The sequence below is a fragment of the Metabacillus sediminilitoris genome, assembly GCF_009720625.1.
Lineage (GTDB): Bacteria > Bacillota > Bacilli > Bacillales > Bacillaceae > Metabacillus > Metabacillus sediminilitoris.
On record NZ_CP046266.1, the window covers coordinates 2,830,881 to 2,848,310 of the forward strand.

Below are 17,430 nucleotides of genomic sequence, written 5' to 3' on the forward strand. Positions count from 1 at the left end.
TAGAACTTTTTTGTCCTTTTTGTGTATTCCTAATTTTCCCTTCGTGTTACGATATGAAAAAATAGTTCTTTTCAAAAAAATAGGGGGTAAACACAGTTGGGACGATCAAATAAAGAAAAATTATTGACTAGAATTGATAATCATCTTCGTATGACGGCTAGACACTTAATAAAGTTTGATACAGAAGAGGAAACATTGCAATTTCTAATTGATTCATTTCGTTCTGAGCTATCCTGTGACCTCACTTGTATTATATTTAAAAAAGACAGGGACTTTTTTCTAAAAGTAATGAACGGTGCTAGTGAATCATTTGTAAATCATTTTCCTATAAAGCTGGATGATTGCAGACCAGATTTTATGGAGCATGCTATAACTTTTACAAACGAAAGTAATGATGTTTCTTGTGAATTAAGTGAATTATTATGGAAGGAAAATATTAAAACATGGTTTACAGTTCCAGTCAAAGATGATGGAAAAGTATATGGTTTTTTTATAACGGGTTTTAGAAATGATGTACCACTTTATCTTGAATTGAATTCTGTTTTTAGTGATTTCGGTACAGATATTGCTATGGCTCTTAATTTAGCACAGCAAAGGGAAGAACAAAAAAAGAAAATTACCGGTATGGAATGGATTACTAATAATCTATCGGTAAACTCTACTTTAGATCGTATCATTGGAAAAGTAGTCGAAAGAGCTGGAAAAGGAACAGATGCCGAAAAAGCGTGCATCTATTTGTATAGCGAAAGTGAGAATTCATTTATTTTCCAGTCGCCTAGTTATGGAAATTCTTCGTTTAAAAAGAAAATTGCATTACATAATAATGATAAATTAATTGATTGCTTTCCATATTTGGATATCCCTGATGGGAATATGTTGACCGTGTCTTTAACTGTGAATTTAAAAACAATCGGTGTCATTCATATTGAAAATAAACGATCAAATCAAGGGAAATTTACAAGCGATGATTTGCAAGTACTCGAATTTCTTGCCCAACATGTTGCTGCATTAATTGAAAATGTTCGTCTATTTGAAAGTGAAAAAAACCATAAACAGAGATTGCAAATGTTATTGAATTATCAACATGCATTAATTAAAGAAACGATTGAACAAGAAAATTTCTCTGGTATGACAAAGACAATAAGTGAGCTGTTTATTAAATCTGTCTTATTATTTGATCGATTTATGAGACCGATAGCATATTCGATGATGGAAGAAGATAAAAATGAGATAGAAACAATCATTCAATACTCTACCTTTCAAGTCTTCCAACAAGAACAAAGAGATTTATGGAATACAACATTAGAAATGACGAAACCATCTAAAAAGGTTGAAATTTGGCCAATTAATCATAGTGGGGATATGTTTGGTTATTTAGTTATATATGGGATAGAAGAGTCAATTGATGATTTTTTCAGGTTAAGCGTAGATATTGTACTTAACATCTATTCTTTGCAATTTATAAAACAAAAGCTGGTGTTTGATACAAAAGAACAAGTGAAGGATAGTTTTATTGATAAACTGCTTGTTGAGAGTATTAGTAATGAAAAAGAAATCATTCAATATGCCAATATTTTTAAATGGAATTTATTTCTTCCGCATCGAGTTTCGGTCTTAGCATATAAATTGGAAGAGCAACATGAGAAGAATTTACTAAAATTACAAGAGAAAAAAGCTCTTATTACAGATAGATTAAGAGAGCGTGTTTCTTTTTATGATAAAGAAATTATGTTCGCTTCAAAGGGAGATGAATTTATTCTTCTGGTCCCAACTGATAAAGAAAAAGAAAGCCCAAAGAAATATTGGCGGGAGTTTTATTCCTTTCTTCAAAAATGGAGTAAAAGTGAAGAGGTTCAAATCTCGTTTTATTTAGGGGTTGGAGGGAAATCGAATACGATCTCAGAATATTATCCTTGCTATCAACAAGCTGAACAAGCACTAAACGTATTCATGAACCATTATCAAAGTACAGGTGTAGCTCTATACGACGAACTTGGTGCTTCTACACTTTTACGACATTTAAAAGATATTACAGAAGCTCAATTATTTATAGAAAAATACCTTGGGAAAATCCTAGAAAACGATGATGAGAAAACGGTTAATCTTTATCAAACATTACGTGCTTATCTGAATAATAATGGAATATTAAAGGATACGTCTGAAGAGCTATTTATTCATAGAAGTACACTGCAATACAGATTAAATAAAATTGAAAGCTTACTAGAAATTGATTTATTGGATTCAGAACAACGGTTTAACTTATTGTTAGCTTATAAACTGAATGACCTAGTTAATCATGCATATTCCATCAAAATGTAGGAAACATCAATACTTTTTCCTTTATCGTGTAGATATAAAGAGCTGATCATTTTTAATATAATGATTTTAGATAAAGATTTTTATATTTAAGGGAGGAATTAAGTATGTCAATAAAGATTGTTGGTGTAGTGGGTGCTGGAGCGATGGGTAGTGGCATTGCGAATGTGGCAGCCTTAGCAGGATTCAAAGTCATTTTAAGAGATATAGAAGATAAATTTGTTCAAAACGGACTTGCTCGCATTGAGAAATTCATGGATAAAAGTGTTGCAAAAGGAAAAATATCAATTGAACAAAAAGCTGAAATTCTTGAAAGAATTAGACCAACAACAAGCCTTGAGGATTTAAAAGAGGCAGATATTATTATAGAAGCAGTAATAGAAAATTTAGAAGTAAAAAAAGACGTTTTTTCAAAGCTTGATGAAATCCTTCCAGATCATGTTATTCTTGCAACGAATACATCTTCCATGTCCATTACAGAAATTGCATCATCCACAAAGCGCCCAGATCGTGTCGCGGGAATGCATTTCTTTAATCCAGCACAATTGATGAAACTTGTTGAAATTGTCCGAGGTTTTCATACAAGTGATGAAACAACCGAAGAAATTAAAGCGTTTGCAAAACAGTTAAATAAAGAATCTGTTGTTGTAAATAAAGATACTCCTGGCTTTATTGTTAACCGGATTATGATTCCACAATTTATTGAGGCGATCAAACTTCTTGAAGAAGGGGTTGCATCTGCAGAAGATATAGATAAAGCGGTTACATTGGGATTGAACTATCCAATGGGGCCATTTACTCTACAAGATTATGCTGGTGTTGATATTGGGTACTATGTAATGGAATATTTTAAGGAGGAATTTAATGACAATCGTTTTGCACCTCCGTTATTAATTAAGCAACTAGTAAAAGCAGGAAAATTAGGGAAAAAGACAGGAGGCGGATTTTATGACTACGATAAATAAAGAAAACAATACAAACTATCAATATATTAAAGTAGACATAGCTTCCAAAGTAGCTGTCGTGACAATCGACCGTCCACCAGTAAATCCACTTAATTCTGCTGTTTTTATAGAGCTTACAGCCATCTTTTCAGAACTTGAACAAGACAAGAATGTACATGCGATTATCCTTACTGGAAATGGACAAAAGGCATTTGTAGCAGGAGCAGATATTCATGAAATGTCGTCTTTAAATGCAGCAGAAATGCTTGAAATGAATCGAGTATCAGGTGAAGCATACAATAAAATTGCCAATCTATCAAAACCAGTTATTGCTGCAATTAACGGAGTTGCATTAGGCGGTGGTTTGGAATTAGCATTAGCATGTGATTTGCGCATAGCATCAGAGAGAGCAAAATTTGCCTTTCCTGAAGTGGGACTAGGAATTATTCCTGGCGGAGGGGGTACGCAACGTTTACAAAAAATGGTTGGTCAGGGAATCGCAAAAGAACTATTATTTTTTGGTGAAATGTTCGATGCCCAGCGTGCGATAGACTTACAAATTGTTAATAAAGTTGTACCTGTTGAAGAAGTACTATCCGCTGCGAAAGAATGGGCTTTGAAATTAGCTGAAAAACCAGTTATTGCACTTCGAATGTTGAAACTAGCTGTAAATGAAGGTGCTAATGTCGATCTAACAACTGGATTAGCGTTAGAAATGGCTTCATTTAGCACTGCTTTTGCTACAGATGATCGAATAGAAGGTATGGCAGCATTTGTTGAAAAAAGAAAACCAACTTTTACAGGAAAATAAAAGGAGGAATGATCAATGATACAAGATGTTGTTTTACTTGAAGGTGCTAGAACAGCTTTTGGGGAATTTGGTGGTGCATTCAAAGATATAAGTGCAATTGACCTTGCAGTTAGTGCAGCAAATGAGGCAATGATTCGTTCTAATGTAAAACCAGAGGAGATTGACCAAACAGTTGTTGGAAACGTCATTCAATCAAGTTCAGATGCCATTTTTATGGGCAGACATGTAGGTTTAAAGGTCGGAATGAAAACAGAAACTACAGGATTAACTGTAAATCGACTTTGTGGATCTGGATTACAAGCAATTATTACTGGAGCTGAATCAATTTATTTAAATCACTCGCAAGTTGTGTTAGCTGGTGGTTCTGAAAATATGAGCCAAGTTCCACATGTTATTCGCGGTGCGCGATGGGGTCTGCCACTTGGTCAAGCAAAAATGGAAGATTATTTATGGGAAGCCCTTTATGATTCATATGGTGGCTGTTCAATGGCGATTACAGCAGAAAATTTAGCAGAGAAATACCAACTCTCTAGAGATACAGTGGATGAATATGCTGTGCAAAGTCACAAGAAAGCGCTTACCGCAATGATTAATGGGAATTTCGCCAAAGAGATTGTTCCAATTACTATGAAAACACGAAAAGGAGAAATCATCGTTAATCAAGATGAACATCCTCGTGAAACGAGTATTGATAAATTAAGCAACCTTCCAGCAAGATTTAAAGAAAATGGAGTAGTCACAGCAGGAAATGCAAGTGGTATTAATGACGGAGCTGCAATGGTTGTCCTTGCTTCATCAGACTATGCAGAGCGGAATAATTTGAAACCTATTGCACGTCTTGTCTCTTATAGTGTTGTTGGGGTAGATCCGATAATTATGGGGATTGGACCAGCACCAGCAATAAAAGATGCATTAAATAAAGCGAATCTCACTATTCAAGATTTAGACTTAATTGAAATTAATGAAGCGTTCGCTGCTCAATATTTAGCATGTCAGCAAGAACTTGGTTTTAATCCTGAAATCGGTAATGTAAACGGAGGGGCTGTGGCTCTTGGTCATCCTTTAGGTGCAAGTGGAGCTAGAATCTCACTCTCGCTTATTTATGAACTAGGAAGACGAAATAAGAAATACGGTGCTTCTGCACTTTGTATTGGTGGCGGTCAAGGAATTGCAGCAATTTGGGAGCGTTTGTAGAGAGGAGCCAATTAAAATGGAAAACATATTAACACTCCAAAATATCCTTGAATTTTCAGCCAAGAGTGATCCCAATAAAGAAGCGATTTTTGATGGATATAAAAGAATTAGCTATCAACAATTGTTAGATGATGTTGAATGTTTAGCAGCTGCCTTGACACAACTAAATATTCGAAAAGGTGACAGAGTAATGGTTAGTTTACCTAACTGGCATGAATTTGTAACGATTTATTTCAGCCTTGCTAAAATAGGTGCGATCCTAGTTCCATGTAATACTAGATACCAAGTCAATGAGATTTCCTATATTTTAGAAAATTCACGAGCGAAAGCTGTGTTCTTAATTGATAATGACAAGAATATCAACGTTTTCGAACAGTATGTAAATAAATCGGTTGAAAATGAATTTGAGCATATTTTCACTGTGCGTTTCACAAAAGAAGGTAATCTGTCTTTCGAGGATTTATTAGAACTTGGTAAAAATAAAGTAGCTCAAAATGTATTGATTAATCCAAAAGAAGATGTTTTTTCTATACTTTATACATCTGGAACAACAGGCGATCCAAAGGGAGCAATGTTAACACATCATAATGTATTTTCAACCGCTCAAATCTCGAATATTGCACTTGATTGCAATAAAAATGATGTTTTCCTCGTTGCTGTACCAGCTTTTCATGTTTTTGGCATGGTTCCTAGTATTCTATCAGCTATTGCAGTGGGTGGTAGAATTGTCTTTATGGAGGAATTTAAAGCTGGTAAGGCACTGCAAATTATTGAACAAGAAAAAATAACAATTCACCATGGTGTACCGACGATGTTTATACTTGAGCTAAATCATCCTACATTTGATGATGTAGACCTTTCTTCCTTAAAAACTGGGATCATTGCTGCAGCACCTTGTCCTGAGGAAATTGTTAAAAAAATCCGGATGAAAATGGGCTGTAATATTGTCGTTTCCTATGGACTAACAGAAACTTCTGCAACCTTAACTGTCACAGGACTAGATGATGATGATCGACTAAGATCTGAAACAATTGGAAAACCAGTTCCTGGTGCAGAAGTAAAAATTGTAGATGCGAATAGAGAAGAAGTTGCTTCTGGAGAAGTTGGAGAAATAGCTTGTCGAAGTAATGGGGTATTTATCGGCTATTATAATATGCCTGAAAAAACAAGTGAAGCAATTGATAATGATGGCTGGTTTTATACCGGTGATCTTGGAACGAAAGACAAGCAAGGATATTTTAGAGTAGTGGGTAGAAAAAAAGATTTAATTATCCGGGGTGGTTATAATATTTATCCTCGAGAAATTGAAGAATTATTTTATAAGCATCCAAGTGTATTGGAAGTAGCCATTGTTGGGTTACCTGATACAGTTCTTGGTGAGGTAGCTTGTGCTGCAATAAAATTAAAGCCAAATAAAGTTGAAACGGAAAAGGCAATGCGACAGTTTATTGAAGAACGAGTTGCTGACTTCAAAGTGCCGGATCGATTTGTGTTTTTAGATGAACTTCCAATGACACCTAGTGGGAAAATTAAAAAAATAGCATTACAAGAAATATTACGCGCTAAGCTGCAGTATTCATTAAGATAACCTTAATATGGAAATAAATGTTAATAGGTAAGTTCTTTCGTTATATAGTTCCTATAAACAGAGCCATAAGTCTGTAGTTAAGACTTATGGCTCTGTCTGTTTTAAAGGGATTTTTTCCTACCTAGTGCATGAAAAATACGTTCAAACCTTCTATATTGTGACTATGTATTTAGTTGAGAAATCACATTAAAATGGAAATCAACAAGGAAAGTTTATCACCAACAATTGAAAGCGATTACAAGAATAGTGAATGTTAGGGTGGGTGAGAAGAAAAACAATGATGCATCTAAATTTTCTGATGAAGGGGAGATTGAAATGAACGTTAAAAAAATAATGATCATGCCATTAATGATTCTTCTGTTAGTATTTACTTCTGCTTGTGGGATGTTTAGCAGTTCTTCAAAAGAAACAGCACAATCACAAGAAAAGAAAGGAAATAGCGATGTAATTAAAATAGGAGTAATTGTTGCAGAGACAGGACCAGCCTCTACATTAGGGAAAACAGAAGCGAATACAATTAAGATGATACAAAAACAATTAGATGAAACCGGACCGATCAATGGCAAGAAAATTGAACTAGTCATGAGAGATTATGAAACTGATGATACAAAAGCGGTTATAGCGATGGATAAATTAATCTCAGATGGAATTGTCGCAATAATTGGAGCTACACAGGCAAGTACTACAAATGCCATATTACCGAAAGCTGAAAAAGCGAACTTACCTTTGTTAACATTAGCACCAATTAATACAGATATTGAAAATGTTTACAATATTCCGCCGTCATCTGCTACTGTTGCTTCAAAAATGATTGATTATTTAGTAGAAAATAAGATTTCAAAAGTTGCTTGGGTCAATGCAAAAGATGCGTTTGGTGTTGATGGGCTGCCACATTTTGAACCATTAGCAAAAGAAAAGAACATAGAAATTGTAGCACATGAAGAATTTGATGCCACAGCAAGTGATATGACAATTCAACTTACAAATGTTCGTGAAAAAAATCCTGAAGCTGTGATTGTTTGGTCAAGAACACCAGGTGCAGGAATTGTCGCTCGTAACTTTAAAGCATTAGGTTTTGAAGTTCCAATGATCCAAAGTCACGCTTCAGCAAACCAAGGGTTTTTAGATCAAGTTAAAAGTAATAGTGAAAATATTTTCGTAGTTGCTGGAAAGTTAAATGTTGTTACACAACTTGAGGACTCTGAATACAAATCATTAGTAGAAGAATATGTAAATCCCTATGAAAAAGAGTATAACGAGCCAACAGACTTTTTTGGAGCACATTCATATGATGCTGTGCAACTCGTCATTAAAGCTGTAGAAGAAGGGAACTTTACTTCAAGTGATATCAATAACTACTTACAAAATGAATTAAAAGAATATCAAGGAATTAGCGGGAAATTTGATTTAACAAAACCAATTGAAGGACCGCAAGCTGACGGAGTTACAGTTCTAAGCATTGAAGATGGAACGTGGAAATATACAGAATAAAGATTATGTGATTTAGGAAAGGAGGATAAATATGGATTTAATTATGCAGTTTTTAATTACTGGATTGACTGTCGGAAGTATTTACTCCTTATTAGCGATCGGCTTTGTAACCATTTATAACATAACTGGAAATATTAATCTTGCACAAGGTGAATTTGCAATGATTGGTGCATTATCTTGCATAACCTTTGTCAATTCTGGACTCCCAAATCTGGTTGCTATGATTCTAGCGATTCTGATTACTTCAGTAATAGGATTCCTATTAGAAAAGATTGCTATTTCCCCAGCAAGAAATAGTTCGCTAATTACGATGATCATTATCACATTAGGGTTGTCTATCTTTCTTAAAGGGATGGGCCTTATCATTTGGGGGTCCTATCCAAAATCATTGTCTCCAATTATTGATCTACAATCCATTTCAATTATGGGTGCTGTGATGAATCCACAAAGTATTTTTGTATTTATTGTGTTAGGAGCTTTACTTGTTTGTTTGTACCTCTTTTTCGATAAAACATTTATAGGCTCTGCATTAAAAGCAAGTGAAAGAAATCCAAAGGCTGCTCAATTAATGGGAATCAATACAAAAACGATGTCAACACTAGCTTTTACATTAGCAGCAGCCTTAGGAGCCATTGCTGGAATTCTAATTGCTCCTTTAACTGATGCAACGTATGAAATGGGATTTTTAATTGGTGTAAAAGGCTTTGTGGCAATGGTTATTGGTGGTATGCATAGTATTACGGGGGCAGTATTTGGTGGGCTATTTATCGGAATCATTGAAGCATTTTCAGGTGGATTTGTTTCTACATTTTACAGTGACGCGATTACGTTTGCTTTATTATTGATGTTGCTTTTTGTTAGACCAGCAGGGCTGTTTTCACGTGCTTCCGGTGAAAGAGTATAAAGGAGGTTTTTTGATGAAAAAATTAGACGTATTACTCTACGGAAGCAGAAAAAAACCAATTGCAGCTTTATTAGGAATGGTTTTAGTCATGCCTTTTATAATTAGTTCTCCTTATATCTTTACGATTCTAATATTAATTGGGATCTATAGCATAATAACGATTGGACTAAGTCTACTTGTTGGATATGCAGGACAAATATCTCTTGGTCATGCAGCTTTTTTTGCCATAGGTGCGTATATTTCCGGAGTACTTACCGTGAAATATAGCTTTTCACCATGGCTTGCAATCTTGATTGGAATGATCATTACGTTCATTTCTGCCTTTTTAATTGCAATTCCTGTCATGAAGCTTAAGGGTTCTTACTTAGCATTAGCCACTATGGCGATCAATATCATTATTTATATTCTTTTACTTGGTTTGAGTGATTATACAGGCGGTGCATCTGGTTTAGGAGGCATTCCCCCATTATCAATATTTGGGCTTTCGTTAGAAAGTCAAGTGTTATTCTATTACTTTGTTTGGTTTATCGTATCACTTGTCATTGTTTTTTCTAGCAACATCGTTCGTTCTCACATCGGGAGAATATTACGTAGTATCCATGATAGTGAAGTTGCGACAGAGACCTTGGGTGCAAATGTTTCGAAATACAAAGTGGCGATTTTTGCATTGAGCGCAGTGTTTGCCTCGTTAGCCGGAAGTTTATATGCACACTTTATTTCATTTATAGCACCTCCTACTTTTTATATTAACTTTTCAATCTTACTTTTAATTATGGTTATGGTTGGAGGTGTTCATTCAATTTGGGGAGCGATGATTGGTACTGCAGTCATGATGGCATTAAATGAGTTAATACGATTTGTTGGGCATAACTATTTAAATATCAGCGGTGAAATCGAAATCGTTGTATATGGGGCAATTATTGTCATAGTGATGATTTTTATGCCAAAAGGATTGATTCATCCAATTTCTAAATTGCGGTTTAAAAAGCTAACTCATACCCCGAAAAATGAAACCAGTAAACAAAAACTGTTTTCAGAGAAAGGAGTATGAGATGGATAGCTTATTAGAGGTTCAACATATTACCAAACAATTTGGCGGTGTAACTGCAGTGAACGATGTTAGTTTTCATGTAGGTGAAGGCGAGATTGTTGCTGTTATTGGTCCGAACGGTGCAGGGAAAACAACATTATTCAATATGATTTCAAGTTTTATTTCACCCACATCAGGGCAAGTTTTATATCGAGGAAATCGGCTTACGGGGAAAAAAATCCCTGACTTATTACCACTAGGGATTGCTAGGACATTTCAAAACTTGCAGATTTTCGATAACTTAACAGTTTTAGAAAACATAATGGTTGGAACACATGTTAAATTAAAAACGAATGTGTATACTGCCGGGTTTCGACTTCCAGTGGTTAAAAAAGACGAAAAGCTGGCTTTTGAATTAGCACATGATGTATTGAAAAAAGTTAACTTGGATAATGTGATGTATGAAAGAGCAGGTAATTTATCATATGGCTTGCAAAAACAAGTCGAATTTGCTAGAGCCATTGTCTGCAATCCTTCACTAGTTTTGCTAGATGAACCAATGGCTGGTTTAAACGACGCTGAAACAAATAGGATGTCTGATCATATTTTACGGTTAAAGGGGGAAGGAGTCTCTTTCCTTTTTGTTGAACATAAGATGGCGACTGTTATGAAAGTCGCAGATCGAATTGTTGTGATTGATTTTGGAAAAAAGATAGCAGAGGGGACTCCTGATGACATTCAACAAAATGACAAGGTTATTCGTGCTTATTTAGGTGAGGAGGTCGTCTAATGTTAAAGGTCGAAGGAATTAGTACAAAGATTGGAAAAATTGACATTCTGCATAATATTGATATGCATGTGAATTCTGGTGAAATCATCTCAGTAATCGGTGCGAATGGAGCAGGAAAATCAACATTATTAAACACATTATCAGGACTAATTTCTCCAACAAGCGGAAAAGTATTTCTAGATGATGTATTAATTAGCGGATTACCCGCTTATAAAGTAATTAAAAAAGGATTATCGCTTGTACCGGAGGGAAGACAAATTTTCTCCAATCTAACAGTGAAGGAAAATCTACTGCTTGGCATGTATTCCACTTATTATCGTGAAAAACATCAAATCGAAGAAAAACTCGAGAAGATTTTTTCCATGCTTCCTGGCTTAAAAAAACATATCAATAACTTAGGCGGAAATTTAAGTGGTGGTGAACAACAAATGCTCGCTATCGGTAGAGGACTTATGTCAGATCCGAAAATTATCTTATTAGATGAGCCATCAATGGGACTCGCGCCCAAAATTGTTAGTGAAATACTTGAAATATTAACTGTCATAAAACAAGAGCTTGGAACAATGGTAATCTTAGTTGAACAAAATGTTAAGGCAGCTTTAAAAATAGCAAATCGAGTATACGTTATTGACCAAGGACGTATGATCTTAAATGGCAGTGCAGAAGAAATTAGTCAAAATCCACATGTTATTCGTGCTTATTTAGGGATAAAATCAAGTAGTGCATAAATAACATATATTCGCTTATCCAATCCAAATAAGCCAAAAAAGTAGTCAGGAAACTTCATACGATTTTCAGTAAAAGGGCTAGGAAAAATAAACTTTTCCTAGCCCTTTTTGATTTGGACAATCATTGAATGATCTTTATACATAGCATTTTTAAAAAATATCAAACTATAACAGGAGGTGTATTAATCATAAGAAGAAAAAAATCGGCTACTTTTATATATATTTCATAGATATTTTGTATCGAAAGGGTATTTGAAATACAATATATAGCCTTTTCGATAGAGATTTAAAATTCATTTACCATTTGAACATACACTAACCTTTAGTCTTGCTTTATTACAATATATGGACACAGAATAGCAAACCGATAGGAATTTTTTTGAAACTTTTCCCTTCATTATACCGCAAGCTATTATCGAGACAATTGCTGCAAAGAAGACGAAATTAATTTACTTTGAATAAGGGTTGGACATGGTATCACTAATCATTAGTTTAATTGTTAAATTTTTATTTTGTAGATTAATAATTGCCGTGATAAGAATCCTAAATAAACGTAAAATAATTACTTAATACCCTTTTTCAAAATCAAGTAAATTGATTGGTAGTTCGTGACCAGAGAGATAAGCTATAAGATTTGGGATAAAAATCTCTTCAATAACACGTTTGTTATAATACTCTGTACTTCCAGAAGTATGTGGTGTAATAATGACATTTTCCATATGCCAAAGAGGGCTATTCTCGGGAAGTGGCTCAATTTCAAAAACATCTAAACCTGCTCCGGCAATTTTGTTATTCTCAAGAGCTTCAATTAATTCATTTTCAACAACAATCGGTCCACGACCGATATTAATAAAAAATGCCGATGACTTCATTGATTGAAATTCCTGTTTTCCAAAAAGACCTTTTGTTTTTTCTGTTAACGGCAAGGCAAGAATAACGAAGTCGCATCGTGGCAGAACAGAATGTAATGCAGATATTGGATACATTTCATCGACAAATTCCTCTGCTTTCCCAGAGTGACGAATACCTAGAACTGTCATTCCAAAAGCTTTTGCGATCTTTGCCGTTTCACGACCGATTTTCCCAACTCCAATAATACCAACTGTTTTACCATGAATCTCTTGGTTCATAAAAGCATGATGCCATGTTTGTTTCTGCTGTTGTTTCACATAAGTATGTATTTTTCTCGTAAATCCAAGCATCAATGCAAAAATAGTTTCTGAAATAGGAAATGCATGTACACCATTTGCTGTTGTAACCTTTATCTGTTTTGTTAACAATTCATTAAGAGGAAATGAATTAATCCCTGCACTCCAAGATTGGATCCATTTTAAATTCACATCTTGGTTAACAACGATTTCTTTCATTTCTTTTTTCCAACCTACGATAATTTCAGCATCTTCCACATGTCGTTTCCATATAGATGGCTCCCTTCCTGTAACAATTGTCCAATCCGGGATAACTGATTTAACTTTGTTGTAAAGTGTTTCTTCTATGTTCTGACTAATGATGATCTTTCGTTCCGACATTTCCCTTTTCCCCCTTAAGATCATGTTAAGATTATTATAGAGAGTTTGTTGAAAGATTTAAATATTATTGAATGATTTAGTGCGTTAAAGAGTTTTTTCTTCTTCTTATAAGAGAATTATTTAATTATTGTTATAATAGAGTTTTTTAGTTGGTAGATTCGTATAATGTTATTAATCATTAAATATTAATTTTAATCATGATTAGGTAAGGAGTTTTCAAATGACAAAATACACAAATCGAACTGAAGTGCCAATCCAGGAAAAATGGAATTTATCAGATTTATATGCTAATCAAAGCAAATGGGAAGAAGATTATCGAGTAATTGAAAAGAAGGCTGAGAATCTTAAAGAATTTGATGGTCAAATTGGAGATGGACCATCGTTGTATCAATACTTAAAACAAAAAGAAGAATTGTCTTTTCTTTTAAACAAAATGTATGCTTACGCAATGCTAAAAGTGGACGAAGATACGAGAGACACGAATTCACAAGCATTGTTAGAAAGAGCAAAGCGCCTTAATGTGAATGTTAGCGCTTCAACGTCTTTTTTTATGCCGTTCTTATTAAGTTTAGATGAAGCTAAATTAAAACAATACATAGCTTCTGATCAACGGTTAATATATTTTGAAGATGATTTAATGGAATCGTTTCGTTATAAGGACCATGTATTAAGCAAAGAACAAGAAGAGGTTCTATCACAACTAGGGGAGGCTTTATCATCACCAGGTTATATATTCGGTATGATAAATAATGCCGATATTAAATTTGGAGTCATAACGAATAAGAACGGAGAAAATGTTGAGCTTACAAGGGGAATGTATGCAAAATTAATTGAGGATGAAGACCGAAAAAAGCGAAAAGAAGCTTATAAAGCTTATTATCAGCCATATGTGCAATTAAAAAATTCGATTGCTTCAACACTTTCAACTGCAATAAAAAATAATGTTACATTGGCAAAAATTCGTAAATATCCTTCAGCTTTAGAAAAAGCTTTATTTGGTGACAAAGTACCAAAAGAGGTATATGAGAATCTCATCACAACAACTAAAAACAATCTTACTTCACTTCATGAGTATACTCGAATTCGCAAGGAAAAGTTGAAAGTAAACGAGCTTCATCAATATGATATGAGTGTTCCTCTCGTTAATGGAGTAATGAAAGATATTCCTTTTGATGAGGCGTATAGGATTATGTATAAGGCCTTATCACCTTTAGGTGAGGAATATATCAAGATCTTAAAAGAATTTAAAGAGTCACGATATATAGATGTTAGAGAAACACCTGGCAAACGTTCAGGCGCATACAATCTTGGCATTTATGGTGTACATCCGTTTATACTATTAAATCATCAAGATGATTTAGACAGTCTATTTACTCTTGTACATGAATGTGGTCATGGTGTTCATAGTAAGCTTAGTTCACAGCACCAGCCGCAAATAACTGCACGATATAGTATCTTTGTTGCTGAGGTTGCTTCAACCGTGAATGAAGTCCTTTTAATAAACTATTTATTAACAAATGAAACAGATCAGAAAGTTCGACAACATTTACTTAATCACTTCATTGATCAATATAAAGGTACATTTTTTACTCAAGTCATGTTTGCAGAGTTTGAAATGCAAACACATGAAATGGCAGAAAAAGGTCTGCCGTTAAATGTAGAGATCTTCAATCAAATTTATGAAACATTGTTCAAAGAATACAATGGGACCGAAATTGTTTTAGATGATGAAGTAAAATATGGATGGTCTAGAATCCCTCATTTTTATCGACCATTTTATGTTTATAAATATGCAACTGGATTTGCTTCGGCGATCCATTTAGCAACGAAAATACTTGAGGGAGATCAGAATACACTGAATACCTATATAGAATTTTTAAAAAGCGGTAGTTCAGATTATCCCCTTGAGTTATTAAAAAAGACAGGTGTTGACTTGACAACACCATTCCCAATTGAAAATTCCTTAAAACGCTTTGGTGAGTTAGTTGGGGAGTTTTCAAAACTATAGGTATTATTATTTGACATCTCATCTTAAGAGAATAAAAACCGAGAAAAAACCTGCTAAATATTAGTAAGCCATTCTCTTTTGAGGTACCTATATAAAAAATAGCATATATAAAAACAAATAAAAAAGCAGTGTATTTCGCAAGTGAAATCTCACTGCTTTTAGGATCACATCCATAAATGTCATACCCAGAAGTATTCAATTGACTAGTCGATCTGTCCGTTAAAATGAGATAGATTTTATACATTTTGAAAATCATGAATGGATGAAAAATGTGTCGATTTTGGCTCAAAGACAAATTATCATTATTTTGTTATTTAATATTAATTGTAGTTCCGTCAAATTTGGTCAGAGAAAATCCACTAAAGCTTTCATTGTAGGTTTTTCTATAGTCCCTAAGAATCTCTATTGCGACTGCTTCCCCTAATTTTAAGCCCTCAATTCCATCAGAACGCCAATGGACACCAGCAGTATCTCTACCTAGTGCTATATTAGATGCAAGTTTATTTAATTCTCCGCCTATTGTCAAAGGAGTTCCTACATAAGGAGTTAAAGAAGATCCATCAGAAATTACTGCTACTGGATTTGGAATGACGAATGATTCATTAAAAAATGCTTTAAGAACCGTAACCCCTGCTCCAGCAATACAAGCGTGCCCCGCAGGATAGGCAGGATGAGTAGGGCAACCTTCCGGATACGCCATTGGTAGCAAATAAGTTCCAAACTCATTGAAAACTTTATAAACAACCTGAGAATCCAATAGTTCTTTATGAATGGGATAACAAGCTTTTCCTATTAAATGATTATGGACGCGCCCACCAAATTCTTCTGGTCGAAGTCTCCGATGAATTAAGAATTTTTGAAACCAAGCAGCCTCTAGTGCAACACGAGTTACCTTAGTAACTAAATCTAGAATATGAGCTGCACCAAAGGTGACAAATCCTCCCTCAGTTGTTGAATTCAGGTACGGATTCGATTGATCAATTGCTCCTTTTCCAAATCCAAGTAGAATTAAACAAGCAGAAAGAGGAGCTTGGTAGGTGAAGTCTTGATGAACATATTCAGATAAATCGCGGCCATTACGAATATAATAAGATTTAGGATCTAATTTCTGAGCAACAGGAAGTTCTCCATTCTGAATGTTCAACCATTCATCATAGGAGGTCATGTGATCGGATCTAGCTGCTGTAGTACGATATTGCTGAGTAATTGTTCCTGCTCCAAAAGGAATGTCCATCCAAAGAAATTGCGAGATATATGGTCCTACGAGGTCACCGGGTGTATCCCCGCGGAACAAAGTCTCTGTCGTAACGGCTCCACTCACTTTTGGTCCACGAAAATCTGATAGTCCAGAAATTTCAGTTGCCGCCGCTATCGTGAGAGGGTTCGTATTATATTCTGATAATGGTACATCACGAGTGAGGGCCTGCCAGTAAATTTCTGCCATTTCACCTGCCGCCCACGCACTATTAAATGCGGGTGGTACAGCTAGACTCATTTTATGACAATCAGCTCCGAAAAGATCAAATACATAAGCTGCTTGTGGATTCGCAAGCTTTACAACACCTCCCATTGGTATGGAATTATAATCGGACAATTTACCAGAGTTCATAGCTTTAATAAAGATATTATAGGAATTAATGTCCACTTCCCCGAGTGAATTATGAGGTAAACCTTTTGAAAAGTTTCCAATTTTGTTAGGAAACAAATATTCATCACCATTACATTGATGATCTAAAAGGGGAGCCTCCATCTGATATTGTGCTGCTTTATATCGAACCTTGAATGCCTTATCATTACGCTTTTCGGCATTTAAAGGGCCAATGACACACTTTTTTTTCTTGCTTTTCTTGTCTCTTTTTTTCCCCACATTATCACCTTATTTGTTTGATATGTTTAAACACCTAAAATCTATTATTCTTAAATACTCTTAAGTGCTTAATTCACTAACTATTGAAATGTACCATTCCATCATATGCAGTCCCAATAAGCAGGGGACCTGATGAAACGAAAATTAGATTATAGGGGAATATTAATCAATGGAAACCTAAATTCAAACTGCGTTTTGCGGATAGTAGAAACGAACTCCTGCTCAACGAC

At 34.7% G+C, this 17,430-nt stretch carries 13 protein-coding genes; 11 read left to right on the forward strand and 2 right to left on the reverse strand.

From position 1 onward, the window contains the following. Nucleotides 1-96 precede the first annotated feature (96 nt). The 10 genes from GMB29_RS13415 to GMB29_RS13460 all read left to right on the forward strand — a co-directional run bounded on the left by GMB29_RS13415 (nt 97) and on the right by GMB29_RS13460 (nt 11,796). Nucleotides 97-2,319 carry a helix-turn-helix domain-containing protein gene (locus GMB29_RS13415; protein ID WP_136354305.1) on the forward strand — a complete coding sequence of 741 codons (2,223 nt, stop codon included), beginning with the start codon at nt 97-99 and terminating at the stop codon, nt 2,317-2,319. Between the two features lie 104 nt (nt 2,320-2,423). Then, a complete protein-coding gene (locus GMB29_RS13420) occupies nt 2,424-3,281 on the forward strand; it encodes a 3-hydroxyacyl-CoA dehydrogenase family protein (protein ID WP_136354307.1) in 858 nt (285 codons plus the stop codon). Beyond that, entirely contained in the window at nt 3,265-4,071 is an 807-nt protein-coding gene (locus tag GMB29_RS13425) for an enoyl-CoA hydratase/isomerase family protein (protein ID WP_136354308.1), read from the forward strand. Before GMB29_RS13420 ends, GMB29_RS13425 begins: the two co-directional genes overlap by 17 nt. Before the next feature lie 15 nt (nt 4,072-4,086). Beyond that, nucleotides 4,087-5,265, forward strand: a complete 1,179-nt coding sequence (locus GMB29_RS13430; RefSeq protein ID WP_136354310.1) for an acetyl-CoA C-acetyltransferase — start codon at nt 4,087-4,089, stop codon at nt 5,263-5,265. A 16-nt stretch (nt 5,266-5,281) separates the two neighbouring features. Next, nucleotides 5,282-6,853 (forward strand): class I adenylate-forming enzyme family protein, encoded by a 1,572-nt coding sequence (locus tag GMB29_RS13435; protein WP_136354312.1) that lies wholly within the window; start codon nt 5,282-5,284, stop codon nt 6,851-6,853. Between the two features lie 315 nt (nt 6,854-7,168). Continuing rightward, on the forward strand, nt 7,169-8,344 hold the full coding sequence (locus GMB29_RS13440; RefSeq protein WP_136354314.1) for an ABC transporter substrate-binding protein: 1,176 nt from the start codon (nt 7,169-7,171) through the stop codon (nt 8,342-8,344). 31 nt (nt 8,345-8,375) lie between these two features. Further along, nucleotides 8,376-9,248, forward strand: coding sequence for a branched-chain amino acid ABC transporter permease (locus tag GMB29_RS13445; protein ID WP_136354316.1), 873 nt, complete (start codon nt 8,376-8,378; stop codon nt 9,246-9,248). A 13-nt stretch (nt 9,249-9,261) separates the two neighbouring features. After that, nucleotides 9,262-10,299, forward strand: coding sequence for a branched-chain amino acid ABC transporter permease (locus GMB29_RS13450; protein ID WP_136354318.1), 1,038 nt, complete (start codon nt 9,262-9,264; stop codon nt 10,297-10,299). Between the two features lies 1 nt (nt 10,300). Next, on the forward strand, nt 10,301-11,068 hold the full coding sequence (locus tag GMB29_RS13455; RefSeq protein ID WP_136354320.1) for an ABC transporter ATP-binding protein: 768 nt from the start codon (nt 10,301-10,303) through the stop codon (nt 11,066-11,068). After that, nucleotides 11,068-11,796 (forward strand): ABC transporter ATP-binding protein, encoded by a 729-nt coding sequence (locus GMB29_RS13460; protein WP_136354321.1) that lies wholly within the window; start codon nt 11,068-11,070, stop codon nt 11,794-11,796. Before GMB29_RS13455 ends, GMB29_RS13460 begins: the two co-directional genes overlap by 1 nt. Before the next feature lie 566 nt (nt 11,797-12,362). Here the strand turns inward: GMB29_RS13460 and GMB29_RS13465 are convergent. Beyond that, nucleotides 12,363-13,325, reverse strand: coding sequence for a D-2-hydroxyacid dehydrogenase (locus GMB29_RS13465; RefSeq protein WP_136354323.1), 963 nt, complete (start codon nt 13,323-13,325; stop codon nt 12,363-12,365). 220 nt (nt 13,326-13,545) lie between these two features. Here GMB29_RS13465 and pepF point away from each other — a divergent pair, with 220 nt between their 5' ends. Continuing rightward, entirely contained in the window at nt 13,546-15,333 is a 1,788-nt protein-coding gene (gene pepF / locus GMB29_RS13470; RefSeq protein WP_136354325.1) for an oligoendopeptidase F, read from the forward strand. Nucleotides 15,334-15,643: 310 nt separating this feature from the next. Here pepF and GMB29_RS13475 read toward each other — a convergent pair whose 3' ends face one another. Next, a complete protein-coding gene (locus tag GMB29_RS13475; RefSeq protein ID WP_227551329.1) occupies nt 15,644-17,200 on the reverse strand; it encodes a vanadium-dependent haloperoxidase in 1,557 nt (518 codons plus the stop codon). Nucleotides 17,201-17,430: the final 230 nt, after the last annotated feature.

Bases quoted from the DNA above. Each gene is read 5' to 3' on its own strand.
- pepF (WP_136354325.1), top strand. From the start codon at position 13,546: ATGACAAAATACACAAATCGAACTGAAGTGCCAATCCAGGAAAAATGG.
- GMB29_RS13465 (WP_136354323.1), bottom strand. From the start codon at position 13,325: ATGTCGGAACGAAAGATCATCATTAGTCAGAACATAGAAGAAACACTT.
- GMB29_RS13420 (WP_136354307.1), top strand. From the start codon at position 2,424: ATGTCAATAAAGATTGTTGGTGTAGTGGGTGCTGGAGCGATGGGTAGT.
- GMB29_RS13455 (WP_136354320.1), top strand. From the start codon at position 10,301: ATGGATAGCTTATTAGAGGTTCAACATATTACCAAACAATTTGGCGGT.
- GMB29_RS13425 (WP_136354308.1), top strand. From the start codon at position 3,265: ATGACTACGATAAATAAAGAAAACAATACAAACTATCAATATATTAAA.
- GMB29_RS13430 (WP_136354310.1), top strand. From the start codon at position 4,087: ATGATACAAGATGTTGTTTTACTTGAAGGTGCTAGAACAGCTTTTGGG.
- GMB29_RS13460 (WP_136354321.1), top strand. From the start codon at position 11,068: ATGTTAAAGGTCGAAGGAATTAGTACAAAGATTGGAAAAATTGACATT.
- GMB29_RS13445 (WP_136354316.1), top strand. From the start codon at position 8,376: ATGGATTTAATTATGCAGTTTTTAATTACTGGATTGACTGTCGGAAGT.
- GMB29_RS13450 (WP_136354318.1), top strand. From the start codon at position 9,262: ATGAAAAAATTAGACGTATTACTCTACGGAAGCAGAAAAAAACCAATT.
- GMB29_RS13435 (WP_136354312.1), top strand. From the start codon at position 5,282: ATGGAAAACATATTAACACTCCAAAATATCCTTGAATTTTCAGCCAAG.
- GMB29_RS13440 (WP_136354314.1), top strand. From the start codon at position 7,169: ATGAACGTTAAAAAAATAATGATCATGCCATTAATGATTCTTCTGTTA.